The sequence below is a fragment of the Clostridium senegalense JC122 genome, assembly GCF_000285575.1.
GTDB classification, from domain to species: Bacteria; Bacillota; Clostridia; order Clostridiales; family Clostridiaceae; genus Clostridium_J; species Clostridium_J senegalense.
In genome coordinates this window covers 520,795-542,057 of record NZ_HE611051.1, presented here as the reverse complement: position 1 = coordinate 542,057, position 21,263 = coordinate 520,795, and the positions used below count along the sequence as shown (strand labels likewise).

The following is a 21,263-nucleotide window of genomic DNA, read 5'->3' as shown; positions in this document are numbered from 1 at the left end:
AATAGAATTTTAAATTCTATTTTATAGCTTTTTCTATTTTAAATTTTAGTAAGTAATGCAGTGCACCATTCATTTGTTTGACAACTAGAAATTAAAGTGTATCCGTAATCTTTAATCTTATCGATAACTAAATCAAATGTCCACTCTACTAGTCCAGATACTAAAAGGGTACCACCTTTTTTAAGATGATTATCTATAAAATTCATAAACATTTGTGTTTCTTCTCCACCAATATTTATAATAATATAATCAAATTTATCTTTAAATGTTATTTCATTTTCTAATATATTACCAACATAAACATCTATATTATCAAGTTCATTTAATGATGCATTTAGCTGAATTTCTTCATTAACATCTCGTATATCAACAGCAATTACAGTTTCAGCTTTTTTTATTGCAGTAGCAATTGAAAGGATGCCAGAACCAGTACCAATATCTAATACAGATTTATTTTTAAAATCTTCATCTAAAATATATCTTAAACAATCTTGAGTTGTTTCATGTAAACCAGTTCCAAATGCACCTTGAGGAATAAAATTAATTTTATTTTTTCCTTCAACTTCATATTCAGGTGAACATAAGACCCAACCATTATTTAAATCTATAGGTTCTAAAGTTTCATTTAATTCTACATTATTTATGGATTCTATTTTAATTTCATTAACATTAAGGGTATTCATTATAACTTTTTTTTGGTTTTGAGCTTCTTCTATATCATCACTTTCTACAACTATATTAAAATCAACAAATTCATCTTCATTTTCGTAATAACCATATCCATAATCTGTTTTAGTTATCGTTATAGGACTTTCATAAAATACATTATATATATCATGAATATAAAGTTTTTCTGTGGCTTCATCAGCTTTAGAGAGTGGAAATTTAAAAGTAAGTTTAAACATATTATATATTTCCTCCTTGTATACCTAATGCATAGATATATAATACCTTTAATTATATATTCTAATTTTAGTATTAACTAAAAAGAAAAAATAAGAACAATATTAAAAATATAATTAATAATTATTATAATAGTAAATAAATTCATCTAATATCAAACATACAATAGGTATAAAATAAATTAATAAAAATTATTTTAAAAAATTATTTTAGTATTATTATAGATAAGTTTATATTAGTTTTCAATAAAAATAGAGATATATTTAATTATATTGTAAAAAATGTATCAATTATTCAATGGAAAATTAAAAAAATTAGATAGATTAAGTAATTTTTAGTAGATAGAAATTATTTAAAGATTAAAAAGTAATATAGTCTTAGATTATTAGGTATTAAATTTTATTTATTAATAAAATTATGATAAAGTTAAGTTGAGAGTTATTATAAGGAGGGGATAATATGTCTTCAAATTGCGATACATGTCCAAGTAAAGGCAAGTGTACTTCTGACAAGGGAAGTTGTTCTATAGAAAATAATGTTAATAATAAAGTTAAAAAAGTTATTGCTGTTATGAGTGGAAAAGGTGGTGTAGGTAAATCTACAATGTCTACTATGATAGCAAAAACATTAAGAAAAAAAGGTTATTCTGTAGGTGTATTAGATGCAGATATTACTGGTCCAAGTATTCCAAGACTTTTAAATATAAAAGAAACAGAAGTTTTTGGATCAGAACAAGGTATATTACCAGTAGCATCAAAAGAAGATATAAAAGTTATGTCTATTAACTTTTTGATAAATGACGAGGAGTCTCCAGTAATTTTAAGAGGTCCAGCAGTATCAGCTACAGTTAAACAATTTTGGACAGATGTTTATTGGGGCGAGTTAGATTATCTTATAATAGATATGCCTCCAGGAACTGGTGATGTACCATTAACTGTTATGCAATCCATTCCAATAAATGGAGTGGTAGTTGTTACAACACCTCAAGATATGGTTTCTATGATAGTAGCAAAATCAATAAATATGGCACGTAAAATGAATGTTGAAGTTTTAGGTGTAATACAAAATATGAGTTATTTAGTTTGTCCTGATTGTAATACTAAAATAAAAATCTTTAAAGATGAAGATTTTAAAGAGTACATAGATAGAATGCATACTAAATTATTAGGTGAAATGCCTATGACTTTAGATTTAGCTAAAATATCTGATGGTGAAGTAACACAATACGGTGATAAAGTGGAAGAAACTTTAAATGAAATAACAGATGAAATAGAAAAGTTTTGCAAATAAAAAATAAGAGAACAAATTTTGAAAATTTGTTCTCTTATTTTTTATTTATTAGAATCCATAATTTTTTTTATTGGACCTTTTTCTGTTAGTAAATCTGTTATATCACTATATGGAATAAATATAAAATCAACGGATAAATAATCTGGAGTAGAATCATTAGTCTCATTTCTGTTATATAAAACTAAGGAATTAGGTGTTAGGAAAAATTCTTGATTTTCTGTTATACCTTTAAATAATTTAGCTTTTTCAGGATTTTGTTTTTGGAGAAAAGCAATAGATAAACTATTTAGTTTTTCGATATAGTTTGACTTAAGATTAAATAAATCCTTTAATCCAACTAAATTACCAGTTTCATAATTAACAGTTAAAGAAGCATAGGATATACTTTCTTCATTATTAAATCCATAAGAGTAAAGATAAAATATAAAACTTGCTATATTTTCTACTTGAAGTGATAATGAATATGATCCATAAATATCCATATACACAACTTTCTTTTCTACAAAAAGTTCTTGTCTTATAAGTGACATATATTTATCAACTATAAGATTGTTTATAGAATCTTCAGCTGATTTACTTGATAATCCTTTAAAGAAAGGATATATTATTGAAAAAGAATTTGGTGCTATTTTTTTATCATAAATAAAATCAGAAATTTGATTTATGCTTTCAACATAAGTCATATTAGTTTTATCATTATTTTTAGTTTCTCTATGAAAACATTCAAAGTAAGCAATTCTATTTAAGTCTATACCAAAGTAAACCCAACGACCATTTTTCCAACGGTATCCAGAGGCAGTTTTTTTATCAATTCTAGTTAGCCAAGCCCAAAATGAATTTCCATTATAAAGCCATAAATATACATATTCATATAAGCATGGTCTTAATGAGTTAGAAGATACTGTTTTATTTTGTTGTTCATTAAGATTTGCTTTTTTAGGTGTAAAATTAGGTGGAGAACCTACTGGTTGGTCATAGTTTTTTTTGTTAGATTCTCTAGAAAAATCATAATAATCTAAATCAAGTGGTTTTAAAACTAATTCATCTTTTAATAAATTATCAGTATATATGTTTTCTTCAGATGAACGTCCAAAACATTCAAAGTAATCTATTCTATTTAGACCAATTCCAAAATAAACCCATCTTCGGCCATTCCATCTAAAACCAAAAGCCGAGGTTCTATCAACACCTATTAACCAAGCCCAAAAACCATTTCCATTACGTGGCCAAATATAAACAAATTGAAAAGTACAAGGTCTTATAGAGTTTGGAGATACTGCTTTAGTTTGTGGCCCACTTTTAAAATTAGATTTTTGTGGGGTAAAATTAGGTGGTGGTGTAGATGGTTGACCACTGTTTTGATTAGGATTATTTATAGGTGGTTGATTAGGATTAAAGTCTGGAAAATTTATAGGTGGTCTTGGAATTTGTCTATTTGCTATAAAAAAATCAGAATTAGCTTCTTCTAAATTTAGTCCATCATCTAAATCTTTAAATTTATTTTCATACGGATATCTAACATACATTAATTAAACACTCCTAGATATATTAATACATTAATATAATATGAAGTATTTTTTATTATGATACATAAAAAATATATTATAAGTAAAATTTACTAGTTTCTTATTTAAAAAAATGAGCAAACTAATCATATAAAATAAATTGTAGGAGGAATAAAAATGAAAAAGATGAGAAGAAGTAGAAAAAGTAGAATGAATAATATGCCTAATATGAAGAAAATGAAAAAATTAACTGCTAAAACTAAAAGAGAAATAAAAAAATTCTCTATGGAGATGGGAAAAGATATGTCTATAATGATAAAAAACATAAAAAAATCAATGAAATAAAATTAAATATTAGCTTACTAAGAAAAGTAAGTATTTTATAAGGGTACCTATAAAATAGTGATGATAGATTAATTTCTTATTATCACTATTTTTCTTTTAAATTATTTAGTTGTTGTATGAAAGCTTTAATAATTATCTTAAGTTAAATTATTTTTATATACGTAGTAGTTTTTTAACTACTAAATTGCTAATATAAAAATCACCAATAAAAATTACATATTTTATTGGTGATTTAAAATTATGTATTATATATAAGAAATATAAGAAGATGGTTAGTTAAACTAATTAACTAGTTAATTGCAAAAATTAATGTTTTGTTTAAATGTCATATTCCATGATTTAATATCATCACTATCTAAATTTTCATTAAATAATGAAATCGCTGTTAGTTGCGAATTATCGTATGTTTTATAATAAAGTATTCCTTTATCTAAATTGAAACAAGAAGTATATTGAGTATAGTCAATTTTATTATATTCTGTAATAACATTACCTTTAGGTATGGTTACTGCCTCAAGTATATGAAAAATATTTGTTACGCCTTCTATTTCATTTTTACAATCAATACTTGCATATTTTGCAAATACTGTTTTAACAAATCTAGATGGTGATGTAAAGTCTCCAGGTAATCCCAGTGTACCAGAACCTTGAGAAAGTGGCTTAAATGTAATATTTCCTAAGGTAACTTCTTTCTTTTTTAAAGGATTAATACCAACATAATTTCTTAAATTAGTCATATGCCAGTTAAATTCAGGACTATTTGTCATAACTCCAATATGATTTTCTTTAATTTCCAAACCATTTTTTGTTGGTTCAATAACTATACAATCTCCACTTTTATCAGTGACAATCCAATGAAGTGGTGGTAATAATTTCATTTCATCTAAAGATCTATTCATCAAGTGTATTTTTTTGATTTTTTTTATAGCATCCTGTACAGATTCACATTTACTCAATAAGTATGGAACTACTTCATAAGGTGCAATGTTTAATAAAGAATTTGATTCTTTGTCAGAATAGGTTGCATATCCAGGAAAGTATAGAGATGCACATGAAAAACCTTTTTCATTGGTACCATCTGCAAAAGCACAATAATTTCCGTTGAATTTTTGACCTACTCCTAAAAAAGCAAAATTAACTTCTATGGATTGTTTATCATGGTATAATTTCCAATTATATTTTCTAGGATACATAATTGCAGTGGGATTTAATATAAGTGAAAAATCCATAGTTCTTGCTAAAAAATGATTTCCATCTTGTGTTTTTAAGGTTACACTTGTACACATAATTGTATTCCTCCTGCTTTTTATTCACTGTAACATATTATTAAATGTAGTATACCTTCCTATTAAATGTATTATACGCTGTTTTATTTTGATTTTGTACACATATAGGGTTCCAAGTTAAATTTTAACTAACTATATTTGTGCTTGTTTTTCTTAACTGATAACAAAAATTTGATGTATAAATTTAGGACTTAATTTATAACTCTATAAATAATCAATGTGATTTTAAATAAATTTAAAATGAAACTAAATAAAAGCACAATCCCATATATATTGATTGTACTTTTACTTAGTTGATATTTAGCTATAATTTTAAGAATAATTGCTATTATGACATGTTTTTATTTACATTAAAACTAAATCATCTGTAAAAATAAAAATGATATAGTTGTAAAGATGAGTTAAATATTTTCTAATAAGACACAATATTTTTCACATAAACTTTCATAATTATTATTATTTAAAACTTCTATTAAATAATTTCTTAATCTAGTAGTTATTGATACTGATACACCACAGTAACTTCCTTCTAAAGAATAGGTTTTAATAAAAGGTTTAAAAGATGATGGATATAAAGTTTTTATATAATCAATATCTTGTTCTAATTTAACTAGTATAGGGGAATCAATAAATTTAGATTTAAATCTAGTTGAAATCTCCTTATTAATTAGAAAAAGAGCTGATATAGAATCAGTAAGTGTTGAGATAATTTTAAATTTATTATTTGAAGGGATTTTTAGATTTTTTTCTAGAATATCACATAAAAAATTGATTGCATTATTTAATTGAGACGCATGACATTCAATATTTATAAATAAATTAGATTTTGTCATAATATACACCACCTATTTGAAAAATACCTATTAGACATGAATGTGGGTATCATTAATAAAACTAAAATTATTAAGTATATAATTTATTTAAAATACAGTGTAATAAAAAATATATTTAACTAACATAGATTTATATTTTAATAATATGAAATAAGATACCTATTTTTATATGTCTTAATACAGGTTTAAATAAAATTTATCTTCCTTTAATGTAAAACCATTTTTTTTATAAAATTCTAAATTAGATTTTTGGGTATTACAACCATAAATAACTTTAGTTTTAAAATTATTTTTAAGTTTAATATTATTATTAGTATTTTTAAATAAATTATTAAACTCAGGAATAAGTTTATCTATAAGATATATAAGAGCTTTATTGCCAAACTCTGAATTAGAATTATTGCCTAAATAAAAATTTTTTACCTCTAAGGAAGATGGTATGATTTCATTATACTTCAAATTAAGCTCCATGTAACCGCCTTTTTTCGACAAATCTTCATATTTCCCAAAAAAACCATAAATTTTGAAATTATAGTTTCCTGTTATAAAGTAATTCTTATCAATAGGACATATAAATGCCATAGGATAACCCTTTTTGTCCTTAGAAAACTGAAAAAAAGGACTAGTTAGTATAGTAGTATCCACATTAGCTTCTTTTGTAAATTTTTTTAAATCTTTAATTATATTAATATATTTATTGAAAATTATACAATTTTTATCAATACACTGTATAAGTTTATTGCTAATAAATAACTGTTCTATAATTTTATCATCTGATGGATAATTAATATTTGCCATATGAATATCTTCTAATAAAGCATCATCAATTGATTTATCTAAACATAAAGATGTTAAGTCATTAGAAAATACCTCATCTAAATTATTAGAATTAAGACATATATATTTTAATCTATTTAATTTAGTTATAGACTCATATTTAGTTTTTTCAAGAATTTTATTGTGACTTCGTAATAAAGAAAGAATTTGTTCATTATTATTTTTGTATAAAATAGATAAGAAAACATCTTTAAAAGAATATTTCATTATAACAGCTCCTTTCCTAATTTTTTCAGTTTAAAATATATAAATAAATTTATTTTTATAACCTTGTTAATAAATTAAAGTGCAAAAGAATTAAAAAAAAATTTTACGGCATAATATAAATAGTATTAAATTTATAATAAATTTTAGGAATATACAAAATATATCAATAAATTATATGTCTTTCATATTAAAAATAGTACTAAGAAATATATCACTAAAATAAATGATAATTATTTTCAATTAAACTGTTGACAAGTAAAAAAAGTAGAGATATAATAAAGTCAAGTTAGTAATGAAAATCATTATCAATTAGAAATGGTGAGGAGAGAGTTTTATGAAAGACATATTAATAGTATATTGGAGTGGTACAGGTAACACAGAAAAAATGGCAAATTTAATTGGTCAAGGTGTTATGGAAAGTGGAGCTAAGGTTTTAATAAAAAATGTTAGTGAGGCAACTACAGAGGATATAGAAAAATTTGATACTATAGCATTAGGATGTCCATCTATGGGAAATGAAGTTTTAGAAGAATGTGAAATGGAACCTTTTATAGAATCTATAAGTGATAAAGTAGGCGGTAAAAAAGTAGCTCTATTTGGTTCTTTTGGATGGGGAGATGGCCAATGGATGAGAGATTGGGCAGAAAGAATGGAAAGTTATGGTGCTAATTTAATAGATGAAGGTTTAATTATAAATTCTGAACCAGATTCAAAAGGACAGGAAGAATGTATTGAATTAGGAAAAAAATTAGTATAAATGTGATATTAAAACTGTAAAATATTTTATGGTTTTTAAATATAAAAAATAAATGAAACTATTTTTATTATGACATTAAAGGAGAGATTACTATTGGATATAGCTATTAAAGATTTTAGAAATAAAATTAAAGAATTTGATGATGTAGAATATATGGTTAATGTTATAGTATTTAATGCAGCACCTACAATAAAAGAATTAAAGGCAGGAACTACAGTTACCCTTTGTAATCATGATAAAAATATGAAAAATAATTGGAAAGTTTATAAAGAAGAATTACTTGAAAGATTAAAACTTAAAGCTTTCGAATTAAAAGAAACAGAAGATGCAGTAGTAGTACTTTTTTATAAAGAAGAATTACTAAAGAATAAACTAGGAAATGAACCAGTAAAAACTTATTTAAAAAAGTTTGGTTATAAGCCAGAGATGACCCTATATGAAAAATTAACCTTATTAAAGAAAAGATATGAAAAAAATGCTTGTCCGCATGAACTGGGGTTATTCTTAGGATTTCCTCTAGATGATGTAAAAATATTCATAGAAAGTCCACACAGTGAATGTTTAATATGCGGATATTGGAAAGTGTATAAAGATGAATATTATGCTATGAAAACTTTTGAAAATTTTGATGCGGCAAAGCTTGAAATAATAAATAAAGTTTGTAGCGGTTTATCTTTAACAGAAATATTAGATGAAATAGCTTAAAATATAGATTTTAAGAATATTTTGCTAATATTATAAATTCAAAACTCAAAATAAGTCAATAACATCCAAATCCTTCTTATAATAATATATAATATTTTTAAAGTGCAGTTTTAAATTGATACCCATAGCAAAAGAGCTATGGGTATCTTTTTTAGTATACTGTGGTTTATGATATAATAATGAATTAATGCATAATCAAATAAATAAAATATTAATATTAGGGTAGGTTTTTATGAAGATAGATGAATTGGATATAGAGATAATATACAGGGAAAGAAAGAGTATTTGTATAAGAATACAAGAGGATAATAAAATTAAAATTTTAGTACCAAATGGTATTTCAGATAAAATAATTTATGAAGTAGTAGAAAAAAAATTAAGTTGGATAGAAAATAAAATTGAAAGAAATAATCAACGTATGTTAAATAGGAAGGTAAGGTATGGAATTGATGGAGAAGAGTATCTTTATTTAGGAGAATTATATACGTTGAAAATAATATTAGATAAAAGAGGAAAAATAACATAAGAATAGAAGAAAAAGAAATAATCCTAAATTGTAAAGATTTAAATAAGACAAAACATATGATAGAAAAATTTTATAGAAAATTAGCTTTGGAGTTAATAGAAGAAAGAGTTAAAATCCATTCGGAAAAGTTAAAATTAAATTACAAATCAGTAAAAGTAAGAATTCAAAAGAGAAGATGGGCAAGCTGTACATATAATAATGATTTAATATTTAATTGGAAATGTATAATGGCACCGTTAGATGTCATTGATTATATCGTTATACATGAACTATGTCATACTGTTCACAAAAATCATTCTTCCGAATATTGGGATTATGTAAGGAAAACTATGCCGAATTATAAAGAAAAAGAATTATGGCTTAAAGATAATGGATATAATTTAGAATTGTTTTAGATTATAAAAGAGGATTATTATTAACTAACTTAAATTTGTTACGTATATAAAAGTATAGAGGAATAAATTCAAGTTAGTTTATTAAAATTTGAAACTCTATATAAATTATAAAATAAGTTAAAGTACCTAAAGTTATGAGTGAGGAGGATATTGTTGAAGCAGAATAGAAAGAAGAAAAAAAGAAATTTTTCTATAATCACTTGTGCTTTATCTATAATGATTTTATCAATTTCTTTGTACACCTATATTAGATTTAGTAGCCAGGTATCGGCATATGAAACTCATATAAAAAACATAAAGATAAACTCTAATATAGGAGATGATTATTTAACTAATTTTGAAAAAGAGCAGATAGAAAAAGAAAAGCAAAAGGAAGAGGAAAAAATAAAGAAAGAAGAAGAACGAAAGGAAAAGTTAGAAGAACAAAAAAAAGTATTAAAAGAACTTGAAGAAAAGAAAAGGGATAAGAAAAAAAAGGAAATGGAAAAAAAACTTAGTAATGATAAAGAAAAAAGTTCTAATTTAAAGAGTAATATTATGAATGTAGAGATTATAAAACAACTTCCAGAATTAAAAAATGGTTGTGAAGTAACATCAGTAGCTATGATGTTAAATCATTTTGGCATAAAAGTTGATAAGATGACATTAGCAGAAAAGGTGAAAAAAGATAATACTAAAATAGAGTATGATGAAAATGGAAAAATAATTAAATGGGGAAATCCAGATATAGGCTTTGTAGGGGATATAACAGGGGTTTCTTCAGGATATTCTATAAATCCAATACCTTTACTGGAGTTAGTAAATCAGTATGTTGAAGGTGTTAATTTAACAAATTTAGATTATTCTTATATTGAAAAATCCTTATCAGAAAATAGACCAGTTGTAGTGTGGGTTACAAGTGATTTTACAAGTCCGCAGATTAATACATCATGGAAAAATAACGGAGAAACGGTAACGGCGTATTTTAATCAGCATGCAGTATTGTTAACAGGATATGATGCTGAATATTTATACTATAATGATCCACTTACAGGAAAAATAAATGACAAAATAGAAAAAGATATATTTTTGAAAATTTGGACAAATACAGGTAGAAAAGCTATAACTTGTGAATTGAAAAATTCAAAATAAAAATAACGTCAATATTTATTGCGTTATTTTTATTTTAAAAAAAGTTAATATATAAATTAAAATATAAAATTTATAATGAATTTATTTTTTTAGGGGGAGTTAAAATGTTAAATAAAAAGGAATTAAGGAAAGAAATTTTGAAATTAAGAGATGGCATAAGTAAAGAAACTAAGAAGATTTATGACAATCAAATATTTGAAAAATTTATAACACATAAAAAATTTAAAGAGTGTAAAAATATATTTATATTTGTAAGCTATAAAAGCGAAGTTGATACTCATGAAATTATAAAGTATTGCTTTAATAATAATAAAAAAGTTTTTATTCCAAAAGTAAAAAATGCAGATGGTGATATGGGAGCCTTCAAAATAAATTCATTTTCACAATTAAAAGTAGGGTATAAAGGAATATTAGAGTGTGATGATACTGCTGAAGAGGTAGATAAAAATGATATAGAATTAGTTGTAATGCCTGGTACAGTTTTTGATTTGAATGGTGGAAGAATTGGATATGGTGGAGGATTTTATGATAAATTTTTAAATGACTTAAGTGAAGATAAATTTAAAATAGCTCTTGCATATGATTTTCAAGTTTTAAATGAAATACCAAATGAGGAACATGATATAAAACCTAATGTAATATTAACAAATAAAAGAATATTAAAAATAGTTTAGTATAGCTAAAAAAATACAAGCTAAATATTATATATAATGTTTTAAATTATAATTTTGTGTTAATTACTAAAATATAATCAAGTTAAAAAAGTTAGAAAAAAGTAAATATACCTAAGATTGAGTGAGAAAAATGACGAAAAATGAATTCTAATGCTAATATATCTTGTATAAAATACCTGAATTTCACTTGTATTTATTTTGTTTTTTTGATTAAATAAGTTTGTAAAGAATATCAGATTAGCGAACAAAATTTTAATGGAAAATTTATTATATTGGAATAAATCAAAAATTTAAAAATATAATAAATTTTCGAAAAATAAAATCTACATAATGTAGGGGGAAAAAATATGAATTATAATGAAATAACAGAATTATTAAAAATTGAAGTTGTACCAGCTTTAGGATGTACAGAACCAATAGCAATAGCTATTGCAACAGCAAAAGCAGCAAGTTGTTTAAAAAAGGATGTAGAAAAAATAGAATTATATTTAAGTACAAATATAATTAAAAACGCAATGTCAGTTGGAATTCCAGGAACAGGGGCAAATGGAATAGATATTGCAGCAGCTTTAGGGGCAGTTGCTGGTAATGCAGATTTAAAATTAGAGGTTTTAAGAGATTGTACACAAGAAGATGTATCAAAAGCAAAACAAATGGTTCAAGATGGTAAGGTTTCTGTAAAAAAAGCAGATAGAACAGAAAAATTATACATTGAAGCAATTTGTACAAGTGGAGAAGAAACAGCTAAGGTTGTTATAAAATATAAACATACAAATATAACTTTAATACAAGTTAATGGAGAAATAGTTTATTCAAATGAAGAAACACTAGAAGCTCCAAAAGAAGATGGAAAAGAAGACAAGAAAAAACTAACTTTTTCAGTAGCTAAAATTTATGAGTATGCTACAACAGTTCCATTTGAAGATATAAAATTCTTACTAGATGGAGCAGCTATGAATAGTAAAGTTGCAGAAGAAGGACTAAAGCATGAATATGGTCTTAAAATAGGAAAGACTTTAATGGGTCAAATTGAAGAAGGAATATTAAGTGATGATATAATGTCATTTACAATGGCATTCACAGCAGCAGGATCAGATGCTAGAATGTCTGGATGTCCATTACCAGTTATGAGTAGTGCAGGAAGTGGAAATCAAGGATTAACAGCAATATTACCAGTAGTAGCTGTTAGTAAAAAAATAAATGCTAGTGATGAAACTTTAGCAAGAGGATTAGCTATAAGTCACTTAATAACTTATTACATAAAAAGTCATTTAGGAAGACTTTCAGCACTTTGTGGATGTGGTGTAGCAGCTTCAATTGGAGCTAGTGCAGCTATGACATATATGATGGGTGGAAAATTAGAAAACGTATGTTACACAATTAAAAATATGATAGGTGATGTATCTGGAATGATTTGTGATGGAGCAAAACCAGGTTGTGCATTAAAATTATCAACAGCAGTTGGTTCTTCAGTAAAATCAGCTATACTTGCTACACATGGTATCGAAATTTCTGATAAAGATGGAATAGTAAGTAAAGAGGCAGATCAATCAATAAGAAACTTAGCTACATTAGCTAATAGTGGAATGACAAATTGTGATAACGTAATTTTAGATATAATGATTTGTAAATAATAAAAAGGGCTTAATGCCCTTTTTTATTTATAAAAATTATATATGAATTTAAAAGATTTATTGATTTATAATTAATTGTACATCGATAAGTTAATATTTATGCTTGTTTCTTTATATTAATGGTTTAGTTTCTTCAAGCATTCTACCTAATGCTACAGAATATATTTCAGTGGCTTTAAATAACTTTTCAAGTGATATAAATTCATTAGCCACATGACAACATTCATCTTCATCATAGAAAACTGGTCCCCATGCAACAGTGTTAGGCATAGCCTTTGCATAAGAAGTTCCATGTCCAAGTGTAAAATCATTTTTTAGACCACTTAATTCATTATAAGTGTTTTCCATTATTTGAAGGAAAGGTTTTTCTTTGCTAACAAATATAGGAGCTAAGAAATCTAATACTTCAAATGTAGATTTAGTATCATTTGATATTTTAGTAAAGACTTCTTTTAATCCTTCAAGTGTTGTACCATATACAGGTCTCATATTTAAAATAACTGTACAATGAGAATCATCTTCTTTAACTACCGTTGGAGATATTACATTTCTATGCATATATTCTCCATCTAAATACTCGCTTTCGCTATAAACTCCTAAGCCTTTTCCAAAATAATCATAGCAATTTTCAGCTATAAATTTAATTGCATTTCCTTGAGAATTAGATACAATACTTAATGTATTAAGGAATTTACCTAACATAACTATAGGATTTACACTTAAATGTGGAAATGCAGAGTGACCTGAAACACCTTCAGCAACAACTTTTATAACCGATCCATCCTCAGAAAATGTTATTTTAGCATCTTTATTTAAAGCTAAATATTTATTTAGTGAGTCTTTAAAATTATTTAAATCACCTTTTAATATTGCAGTGGCCATTCCTGGAACAGAGTTAGTAGCATTACCACTTTGAAGTTTTATAATTTCAAAATCTCCAGTACAACCAGTGGAAGATGTGAATTTAAATGCTACATCAGCATATCCTTTTTCTTTATTACAAATAGGAAATTGTCCATCAGGAGTAAATCCGTAATCTGGTAAAGGATACTTTTCTACATATTCATTCATATCAATCCACTCAACTTCTTCTTGAGTACCTATTATAAGTTGAACTTTCTTGTTAATAGGTAAGTTGAGTTTTCTTATAGCATCCATAGCATATAATGAAGAAACTATACAACCTTTATCGTCTAAAACTCCTCGACCATATAAAACTCCATCTTTTTCAATCATTTCAAATGGATTACTATTCCATTTGTCTAAATCATCAGCAGGAACTACATCTATATGAGTTAATATTCCTATAGTTTCAGTTCCTTCACCCATTTCAACAATACCGATTGAATCATCTAAAACTGTATATGCTTTAAAACCCATTTTCTCAGCTTTACATATAATTGTTTTTAAACATTCTTTAACTTTTGGTAAATTCTCAGAAACACTAGGTATAGCAACTAGATCTCTTATATCATTAATTATATTTTCTTTATTATCTTGTAAAAATTTATTTATGTTTTGTATTTCAATATTATTCATAAGCGCCTCCCAAAATATATTTATTTTTTCTCAATTTGTATATGATAAATTTTATCACTATTTTAAATTTACTACAATAAACAGGCAATTCTGCAAAGTGCCATTACAATAGAATATTTAAAAGAACCTCTTAAAAAGATGATTTATCTACTGTATACTTTAAAATGAAACAAAAATTTAAACTAAATTTAAAAAAGTTTAGAAAAAGTTAATTAAATTTAAATCTTATTAACTGTTTTGATTAAATTACAATATTATATTGTAATTTAATGTAGAAAAAAGCAACACTGCTAAGTGTTGCTTTAATAGTTACTTTTCTTTATTTTCTACTTCTACAGTAATTCTTTCAATAAATGATTTTAATGCTATAGCACCTTCATCACCATTTTTTCTACTTCTGATGGCTACCTCTTTATTTTCAGCTTCTTTTTCACCTACAACTAGAATATATGGAACTCTTTCATTACGAGCTTCTCTAATTTTATATCCTATTTTTTCAGCTCTATAATCAGTTTCAACTCTTAATCCATTTCTTTCAAGTTCTTTAGTAACTTCTTCAGCATAATCATGATATTTCTCTGATATAGGAAGAACTTTAACTTGAATTGGTGCAAGCCAAGTTGGGAATGCTCCAGCATATTTTTCTATAAGCATAGCTAATGTTCTTTCATAACATCCAATAGAAGTTCTGTGAATAATGTAAGGATGTTTTTCTTTACCATCTTTATCTATATAAGTCATTCCAAATCTTTCAGCTAATGAGAAATCAATTTGGACAGTTATTATAGTATCTTCTTTTCCATGAACATTTTTTATTTGAAGGTCTAGTTTAGGACCATAGAATGCTGCTTCACCCTCAGCTTCAGTATAATCTAATTGAAGATTATCAAGGATTTGTCTCATCTTATCTTGAGTTTCTTCCCATTCTTTTGGTTTATCTATATATTTAGCTTTATTGTTTGGATCCCATTTAGAGAATCTATAAGTTATATCTTCTCTAATTCCTAAAGTATCTAACATATAGTTAATTAAATCAACAACTCCTCTGAATTCATCTTCTAATTGGTCAGGTCTTACAGCTAAATGTCCTTCAGAAATTGTGAATTGTCTTACACGGATAAGACCATGCATTTCTCCAGATGACTCATTTCTAAATAAAGTAGAAGTTTCGTTGTATCTTAAAGGTAAGTCTCTATAACTTCTCTTTTTAGCTTTATAAGCCATGAATTGGAATGGGCAAGTCATAGGACGAAGAGCAAATACTTCATCATCTTTTTCTTCATCACCTAAAACAAACATACCATCTTTGTAATGATCCCAATGTCCAGAAATTTTATATAAATCACTTTTCGCCATTAAAGGAGTTTTTGTTAATAAATAACCTCTTTTTTGTTCTTCGTCTTCAACAAATCTTTGAAGTAATTGTACAACTCTAGATCCTTTTGGTAATAAAATAGGAAGACCTTGGCCAACCGGTTCAGAAGTTGTAAATAGTTCTAATTCTCTACCAAGTTTATTGTGATCTCTTTTTTTAGCCTCTTCAAGTGCTTCAATGTGTGCATCTAAGTCTGATTTTTTAGTAAATGCAGTTCCGTATATACGAGAAAGCATTTTATTTTTTTCATCACCTCTCCAGTAAGCTCCTGCAATTTTAGTAAGTTTAAATGCTTTAACTGGCTTTGTTGATAGAAGGTGTGGTCCTGCACATAAATCAACAAAATCACCTTGTTTGTAGAATGATATAACCTCGTTTTCAGGAAGGTCTTTAATTAATTCTACTTTATAAATTTCTCCAGATTCCTCCATTAGCTTTATAGCTTCGTCTCTTGGAAGTTCAAATCTTTCAATTTGTAAGTTTTCTTTAACGATTTTTTTCATTTCAGCTTCAATTTTTTCTAAATCTTCAAAAGTAAATGGTTTTTCTACATCAAAATCATAATAGAAACCATTATCTATAGAAGGTCCTATTGCAAGTTTTGCAGAAGGATTTAATTTCTTTACAGCTTGAGCTAATATATGAGAAGCTGTATGTCTAAATGCATCCTTACCTTCTTGAGAATCGAAAGTTAATATATTAAGTTCACAATCTTTATCAACTATATGACGTAAATCAACTACTTCGCCATTAACAGTTGCTGCACAAGCAACCCTTGCTAATCCTTCTGAAATGTTTTTAGCTATATCTAAAACAGATAATTCATTTTCAAATTCTTTTATAGATCCATCTTTTAAACTAATTTTTATCATACTAAAACTCCTCCTAATTCAATTAATGATACAAAATAATGATTTATTTTGTTAAGTAGTAAAATGATTTTTCATTTTGATATTATGTAAAAATAAACTTAAAATTTATTTGTAGTTTATTAATTTAAAATAAAAAAACTCATCCCTTTCTTAAAAAAGAAAGGGACGAGTATAAACCCGTGGTTCCACCCAATTTGCCTATAAAAATAGACCACTTTATTACTAGACTTGTAACGGAGTCTACCGGACTGTATTAGAGTCACTCAGAGGTGGTTTTCAACTAAATTCCATTTAAGAATACTTTCAGCTAATGTACTCTTTCTCTGAAAATGTATCGATAGTCTACTGTCCTCGTCATAGTATTAAACTTTTTAATATTATAACATTAAAAAATATTATGTCAATATTAATAAAGAAAAAATATGTTAGAAATATATAAACAATATAATATTATACTATTTATATATTATTATTATATATCCTAATAGGTTACTAAGTAAAGAGATTTAATAAGTATTTGTTTTATAAGTATAACCAGTAATGTATAAAAATATAATATATTGTAGGTGTACAGTAAAGTAGAAAAATATAAGAAGGGGGGATTTTTTATGGAAAAACATTTTAATTCAACTATTCCGGAAATAACCCATGAAATGTTAAATCCTGAATTTTGGATAAGGCATAGTGAAACATCATCTAGAATAATAGGATGTTATGATAAAATTGAAAGTTTTAATAACAAAAGTATATCATCTAATCATATAAAAGATATATTTGACTTTAAGATTCAATATGCTAAAAATGAAGTAGTAGATTTAATTTTATCTATAAGTGTTCCTATAAAAAAGAAATGTATAGAAATGGTTTAAAATTAAATGAAGAGGATATAAAAAAATTACAAACAAATTTAGCTATTGATAAAATACCGTATAATCCAGTTGTTAAATATGGAATTATAACTTATAGAACTGTTATAAAATCATATCCTACAGATGATAAATTTTTTGATAATAAAGAAGAATATGTTATAGATAGGTTAATGGAGTCAGCAATAAATATATGTGAACCTGTTTTGGTGTTTCATGAAAGTTATGATAAAGAATGGTATTTTATTGAAAGTTATAATTGTAAAGGTTGGGTTAGAAAAAAATATTTAGCGATTGGGAATAAAAATGATATAGAAGAATATACAAAATCTGAAGATTTTTTAATTGTAACAGGTAGAAGAATTTATACAAATTATAATCCAATAGATAAAAGAACATCGTTAATTCCCATAGATATGGGTGTCAAATTAAGGCTTGTGGAAAGAAACTGTATACCAAATGAAGTTGATGATATGGATGTTCTAGCGAGCTATGTAATTTATTTACCTGTAAGAAATGAGAAAAACGGAAAATTAGAATTTGTAAAAACACTAATACCTATATGTGCTGATGTAAAAGTTGGATTTCTACATTACACTGAGGAAAATATAATAAAACAAAGTTTTAAATTTTTAGGTGAAAGATATGGTTGGGGAGGAGACTTTTTTTCAAGAGATTGCTCAAGTTTAGTATTAGATGTGTTAAAGACTATGGGGATATATATACCGAGAAACACTTCTAATCAATCAGATGAGAATTTAGGTATTGTAAAAAAAATGAATGGTTTGAAAGTATACCAGAAGAAAAACTTTCTAGATTGGCTACATCCAGGAAGTATACTATATATGAAAGGACATGTAATGATTTATTTAGGAAAATATAATGAAGAATATTATATTATCCATGACACTGTAGGATTTTATTTATCGTCTATATGCAAAACAAAAACTGGAGATTTAAAATATATTAAAGCTAATGGTGTAACGTTAACTCCGATGAGTATAGCATATACAACTTCAGGACAAAATTATATTGATGCTTTAATAGCATCAAAGATTTTTATATAAAATAGCTGATAAAAACTTTGATTTATAGAAAAATAAAAAAATTTTGATATAATTCATATTAAAACAATAGGATTAATTAGTAAAAATTTGAAAAACGTTAGGAGATAAAAATGAGAGAAAAAATACACTCTATAGATAAAAATATAATAGATTTTATTTATTATAAATTAAAAAATCCTGTTTTAGATAGAGTTATGCCGTTTATTACTCATCTAGGAGATGGTGGTTTAATTTGGATTATAATATCAGCACTATTAATATTTAAACCCCAATATAGAAATTTAGGTGTGCTGTGTTTAATGTCTTTAGCTTTAAGTGTTTTATTAACAGAAGGTATAATAAAAAATATAGTTGAGAGAGTGAGACCTATAATTAGATACCCCAGAGAAAATCCTTTAGTTACAATACCTAAGTCATACTCTTTTCCGTCAGGACATACATCATCATCTTTTGCTATAGCAACTGTACTTTTTATAACATTCCCATATTTAAAGCTAGCATCACTTTTATTAGCTTTTATGATAGGGTTTTCAAGAATTTATCTATATGTACATTATCCAACAGATGTTTTTGTTGGAATGATAATTGGGGTTTTGAGTGCAGTTATAGTTCTTATAACTTATAAAAATATTTTAATATATTAATTTAAAGTCACTGGCTAAATAATAATCAGTGGCTTTTTATAATATAAAAATTTAAAATTCACTTTAAAATCAAAAGGTTCAACTTGATAGAAATAAGTATAAATATAGTTAGTTATGAATTATGAATTAAAAGTTTAGGATGAAAGTGGCAACCACTTTCTGAAAATGATTTTAAAAAATCTATCAACATAATTTACTTTGCAAATTTTTAAGAAGATACGTTGAGAATTACTAGAAACGAAGTGAGTAGTAATAACCATAACTATTAACTATTCACTCTTAACTAAAATAATCTGTTAGTTATTGAAAAAATACTAATTTGAGTTTTCTCATTTGATAAATGAATAACTTTAAAACTTAACTTTGAACCCTATATAAGAACAAATTTAAAAATAATAAATAATATATAATAAAAGGAATAATTTAAATAGGTATTTATAAGATTAGTAAATAAATTACATTTTTTCTTATTTAATAAGAAGTTTTAATATATACATTATAGAGTAATAACATTATTAAAGCATGTTGGGGAGGTGAAGATATGATAGATTTAGATATGGATTATGAAAAATTTAATAATGCTATTTATAATAGAAAGTCTATAAGAATTTATGAAGATTTAAAATTAGATTATAATGATGAAAGATTTGTTTTATATTTAAAAAATTATATAAATAGTTTAAATTGTGGAGTAAAGGTAGAAGTAGTTTTTGAAAAAAACCAAAATAGAGATATTTGTAACGATATAATTGGTGCATATGGAAAAATCAAAAATTGTAATGGATATTTTATATTATTAGGAGATAAACATAAAAAATTTATAGAAGATTATGTAGGATATTTAGGTGAATATATAATTTTGAATTGTACCTCAAAAGGTTTAGGAACTTGCTGGATTAGTGGTAATTTTAAAAGAACTAGTGTAATTGAAAGATGTAGTGTAAAAAAGAATGAAAATATATATTCAATAATTTTATTTGGATATGAAAATAAGAAAGAAAATACAAGTAAAAGAGAAAGAAATTCTCTAGAAACTTTAATAATAAATAAAAAATTAAGTGAAATAAAATCAAAACAAGTTCTTGATGCAATAAATGCAGCAAGATTAGCACCATCATTATTAAATAGACAACCTTGGAGATTTGAGATATTAGAAAATGGTATAAAGATTAGAAGGGATAGAGATATTGTAAAATCTAAAAAACTTATAAAGGGAAAAAGAATAGATATAGGAACAGCTATTTTTCATATTATGGTTTCTTTAGGGTTTAATAAAATAAAACCTAAAATTATATTGTCAGAATGTGAAGATATTATAGCCGTGATAAATTTTAAAATATAATAAATAAAATATATACAAGTTGCCGTATAAAATGGCAGCTTATTTTTTAGTTATAGCAGAATTTTAAAATTGTGTGAATCGTATAAAGTAATGGAATAAAAATGGCGAAATATAAAGTATTAAGAAGTTTAAAAAATGAGGGAGTAAGTAGATGTGAGAAATCAAAAGAAGTATATTAAAATAATTACTTTGCTTTTCATTATGTTTTTAACTAGGAGTTTAACATATTTAAATTTATATAATATATGTGGGGATTCTAATGTAACTTTAAAAACTTTTCACATAAAAACAATTAAATATGTATCTTATGGAATATTAATTTCTATAATATATTTATATTGTTACCATGAAAATAAAATAATTAAAAAGAATACATATAAAAATAATAAGCTTTTAATAATACTTTCAACTGTAAGGTTTGCGTTATTTTCAATAATATATCTTATTTTAAGTAAGTTTTATACAAAATATCTAAATCTAAATATATACGTTAGTACTATTATAATTTTTTTATTCATTTCAAGAAATGT

Annotated in this window: 20 protein-coding genes and 1 other annotated feature; of the genes, 13 read left to right on the top strand and 7 right to left on the bottom strand. The window is 25.1% G+C overall.

The window, feature by feature from the left end; all coding sequences use genetic code 11:
• Window positions 1–38: 38 nt before the first annotated feature.
• The gene (locus CSGHG_RS10690; RefSeq protein ID WP_010294932.1) at window positions 39–905 is read right to left on the bottom strand and encodes a 50S ribosomal protein L11 methyltransferase; all 867 of its coding nucleotides are present in this window, start codon (window positions 903–905) and stop codon (window positions 39–41) included.
• Between the two features lie 457 nt (window positions 906–1,362).
• On the opposite strand from CSGHG_RS10690, the gene CSGHG_RS10685 reads away from it, so the two are divergent.
• The gene (locus tag CSGHG_RS10685; RefSeq protein WP_010294929.1) at window positions 1,363–2,193 is read left to right on the top strand and encodes an Mrp/NBP35 family ATP-binding protein; all 831 of its coding nucleotides are present in this window, start codon (window positions 1,363–1,365) and stop codon (window positions 2,191–2,193) included.
• A 41-nt stretch (window positions 2,194–2,234) separates the two neighbouring features.
• Here CSGHG_RS10685 and CSGHG_RS23895 read toward each other — a convergent pair whose 3' ends face one another.
• Entirely contained in the window at window positions 2,235–3,719 is a 1,485-nt protein-coding gene (locus tag CSGHG_RS23895; protein ID WP_010294926.1) for a polysaccharide deacetylase family protein, read from the bottom strand.
• 156 nt (window positions 3,720–3,875) lie between these two features.
• Between CSGHG_RS23895 and CSGHG_RS23230 the strand changes: the two genes are divergently transcribed.
• The gene (locus tag CSGHG_RS23230; RefSeq protein WP_155844757.1) at window positions 3,876–4,043 is read left to right on the top strand and encodes a hypothetical protein; all 168 of its coding nucleotides are present in this window, start codon (window positions 3,876–3,878) and stop codon (window positions 4,041–4,043) included.
• A 293-nt stretch (window positions 4,044–4,336) separates the two neighbouring features.
• Here the strand turns inward: CSGHG_RS23230 and CSGHG_RS10670 are convergent, their stop codons facing one another.
• The 3 genes from CSGHG_RS10670 to CSGHG_RS10660 form a co-directional block, all read right to left on the bottom strand.
• On the bottom strand, window positions 4,337–5,329 hold the full coding sequence (locus tag CSGHG_RS10670; RefSeq protein WP_010294924.1) for a choloylglycine hydrolase family protein: 993 nt from the start codon (window positions 5,327–5,329) through the stop codon (window positions 4,337–4,339).
• 401 nt (window positions 5,330–5,730) lie between these two features.
• On the bottom strand, window positions 5,731–6,162 hold the full coding sequence (locus CSGHG_RS10665) for a hypothetical protein (protein WP_010294922.1): 432 nt from the start codon (window positions 6,160–6,162) through the stop codon (window positions 5,731–5,733).
• A 174-nt stretch (window positions 6,163–6,336) separates the two neighbouring features.
• A complete protein-coding gene (locus tag CSGHG_RS10660) occupies window positions 6,337–7,206 on the bottom strand; it encodes a hypothetical protein (protein WP_010294920.1) in 870 nt (289 codons plus the stop codon).
• A 334-nt stretch (window positions 7,207–7,540) separates the two neighbouring features.
• Here CSGHG_RS10660 and CSGHG_RS10655 point away from each other — a divergent pair, with 334 nt between their 5' ends.
• The 7 genes from CSGHG_RS10655 to CSGHG_RS10630 all read left to right on the top strand — a co-directional run bounded on the left by CSGHG_RS10655 (window position 7,541) and on the right by CSGHG_RS10630 (window position 13,028).
• Window positions 7,541–7,963 (top strand): flavodoxin, encoded by a 423-nt coding sequence (locus CSGHG_RS10655; RefSeq protein WP_010294918.1) that lies wholly within the window; start codon window positions 7,541–7,543, stop codon window positions 7,961–7,963.
• 93 nt (window positions 7,964–8,056) lie between these two features.
• Complete coding sequence (locus CSGHG_RS10650) at window positions 8,057–8,668, top strand: DUF3793 family protein (protein ID WP_010294915.1); 612 nt, start codon at window positions 8,057–8,059, stop codon at window positions 8,666–8,668.
• Between the two features lie 232 nt (window positions 8,669–8,900).
• Complete coding sequence (locus CSGHG_RS24670) at window positions 8,901–9,194, top strand: YgjP-like metallopeptidase domain-containing protein (protein WP_010294914.1); 294 nt, start codon at window positions 8,901–8,903, stop codon at window positions 9,192–9,194.
• Window positions 9,191–9,589 (top strand): M48 family metallopeptidase, encoded by a 399-nt coding sequence (locus CSGHG_RS24665; RefSeq protein WP_147582185.1) that lies wholly within the window; start codon window positions 9,191–9,193, stop codon window positions 9,587–9,589. Before CSGHG_RS24670 ends, CSGHG_RS24665 begins: the two co-directional genes overlap by 4 nt.
• 153 nt (window positions 9,590–9,742) lie before the next feature.
• Window positions 9,743–10,720, top strand: coding sequence for a C39 family peptidase (locus CSGHG_RS21950; RefSeq protein ID WP_010294909.1), 978 nt, complete (start codon window positions 9,743–9,745; stop codon window positions 10,718–10,720).
• Window positions 10,721–10,824: 104 nt separating this feature from the next.
• Window positions 10,825–11,394 (top strand): 5-formyltetrahydrofolate cyclo-ligase, encoded by a 570-nt coding sequence (locus CSGHG_RS10635; protein WP_010294907.1) that lies wholly within the window; start codon window positions 10,825–10,827, stop codon window positions 11,392–11,394.
• A 347-nt stretch (window positions 11,395–11,741) separates the two neighbouring features.
• Window positions 11,742–13,028 carry an L-cysteine desulfidase family protein gene (locus CSGHG_RS10630; RefSeq protein WP_010294905.1) on the top strand — a complete coding sequence of 429 codons (1,287 nt, stop codon included), beginning with the start codon at window positions 11,742–11,744 and terminating at the stop codon, window positions 13,026–13,028.
• 111 nt (window positions 13,029–13,139) lie between these two features.
• Here CSGHG_RS10630 and CSGHG_RS10625 read toward each other — a convergent pair whose 3' ends face one another.
• Window positions 13,140–14,567 (bottom strand): Sapep family Mn(2+)-dependent dipeptidase, encoded by a 1,428-nt coding sequence (locus CSGHG_RS10625; protein ID WP_010294903.1) that lies wholly within the window; start codon window positions 14,565–14,567, stop codon window positions 13,140–13,142.
• A gap of 309 nt (window positions 14,568–14,876) precedes the next feature.
• Window positions 14,877–16,814, bottom strand: a complete 1,938-nt coding sequence (gene thrS / locus CSGHG_RS10620) for a threonine--tRNA ligase (RefSeq protein ID WP_010294902.1) — start codon at window positions 16,812–16,814, stop codon at window positions 14,877–14,879.
• Between the two features lie 158 nt (window positions 16,815–16,972).
• Window positions 16,973–17,181: a binding site (T-box leader), on the bottom strand.
• Between the two features lie 241 nt (window positions 17,182–17,422).
• Between thrS and CSGHG_RS10615 the strand changes: the two genes are divergently transcribed.
• The 4 genes from CSGHG_RS10615 to CSGHG_RS10600 all read left to right on the top strand — a co-directional run bounded on the left by CSGHG_RS10615 (window position 17,423) and on the right by CSGHG_RS10600 (window position 20,733).
• On the top strand, window positions 17,423–17,683 hold the full coding sequence (locus tag CSGHG_RS10615; protein ID WP_010294900.1) for a hypothetical protein: 261 nt from the start codon (window positions 17,423–17,425) through the stop codon (window positions 17,681–17,683).
• Window positions 17,665–18,747: an SH3 domain-containing protein gene (locus CSGHG_RS10610; protein WP_010294896.1), complete on the top strand. Its 1,083-nt coding sequence runs from the start codon at window positions 17,665–17,667 to the stop codon at window positions 18,745–18,747. Before CSGHG_RS10615 ends, CSGHG_RS10610 begins: the two co-directional genes overlap by 19 nt.
• 110 nt (window positions 18,748–18,857) lie before the next feature.
• Complete coding sequence (locus CSGHG_RS10605; RefSeq protein WP_010294893.1) at window positions 18,858–19,391, top strand: phosphatase PAP2 family protein; 534 nt, start codon at window positions 18,858–18,860, stop codon at window positions 19,389–19,391.
• A gap of 541 nt (window positions 19,392–19,932) precedes the next feature.
• Window positions 19,933–20,733 (top strand): nitroreductase family protein, encoded by an 801-nt coding sequence (locus CSGHG_RS10600; RefSeq protein WP_010294890.1) that lies wholly within the window; start codon window positions 19,933–19,935, stop codon window positions 20,731–20,733.
• Window positions 20,734–21,263: the final 530 nt, after the last annotated feature.

Coding starts and splice junctions, on each gene's coding strand:
- CSGHG_RS23895 (WP_010294926.1), bottom strand. CDS start 3,719: ATGTATGTTAGATATCCGTATGAAAATAAATTTAAAGATTTAGATGAT.
- CSGHG_RS10685 (WP_010294929.1), top strand. CDS start 1,363: ATGTCTTCAAATTGCGATACATGTCCAAGTAAAGGCAAGTGTACTTCT.
- CSGHG_RS10615 (WP_010294900.1), top strand. CDS start 17,423: ATGGAAAAACATTTTAATTCAACTATTCCGGAAATAACCCATGAAATG.
- CSGHG_RS10660 (WP_010294920.1), bottom strand. CDS start 7,206: ATGAAATATTCTTTTAAAGATGTTTTCTTATCTATTTTATACAAAAAT.
- CSGHG_RS10600 (WP_010294890.1), top strand. CDS start 19,933: ATGATAGATTTAGATATGGATTATGAAAAATTTAATAATGCTATTTAT.
- CSGHG_RS10655 (WP_010294918.1), top strand. CDS start 7,541: ATGAAAGACATATTAATAGTATATTGGAGTGGTACAGGTAACACAGAA.
- CSGHG_RS10635 (WP_010294907.1), top strand. CDS start 10,825: ATGTTAAATAAAAAGGAATTAAGGAAAGAAATTTTGAAATTAAGAGAT.
- CSGHG_RS10610 (WP_010294896.1), top strand. CDS start 17,665: ATGTATAGAAATGGTTTAAAATTAAATGAAGAGGATATAAAAAAATTA.
- CSGHG_RS23230 (WP_155844757.1), top strand. CDS start 3,876: ATGAAAAAGATGAGAAGAAGTAGAAAAAGTAGAATGAATAATATGCCT.
- CSGHG_RS10625 (WP_010294903.1), bottom strand. CDS start 14,567: ATGAATAATATTGAAATACAAAACATAAATAAATTTTTACAAGATAAT.
- CSGHG_RS10670 (WP_010294924.1), bottom strand. CDS start 5,329: ATGTGTACAAGTGTAACCTTAAAAACACAAGATGGAAATCATTTTTTA.
- CSGHG_RS10690 (WP_010294932.1), bottom strand. CDS start 905: ATGTTTAAACTTACTTTTAAATTTCCACTCTCTAAAGCTGATGAAGCC.
- CSGHG_RS24670 (WP_010294914.1), top strand. CDS start 8,901: ATGAAGATAGATGAATTGGATATAGAGATAATATACAGGGAAAGAAAG.
- thrS (WP_010294902.1), bottom strand. CDS start 16,814: ATGATAAAAATTAGTTTAAAAGATGGATCTATAAAAGAATTTGAAAAT.
- CSGHG_RS10665 (WP_010294922.1), bottom strand. CDS start 6,162: ATGACAAAATCTAATTTATTTATAAATATTGAATGTCATGCGTCTCAA.
- CSGHG_RS10630 (WP_010294905.1), top strand. CDS start 11,742: ATGAATTATAATGAAATAACAGAATTATTAAAAATTGAAGTTGTACCA.
- CSGHG_RS10605 (WP_010294893.1), top strand. CDS start 18,858: ATGAGAGAAAAAATACACTCTATAGATAAAAATATAATAGATTTTATT.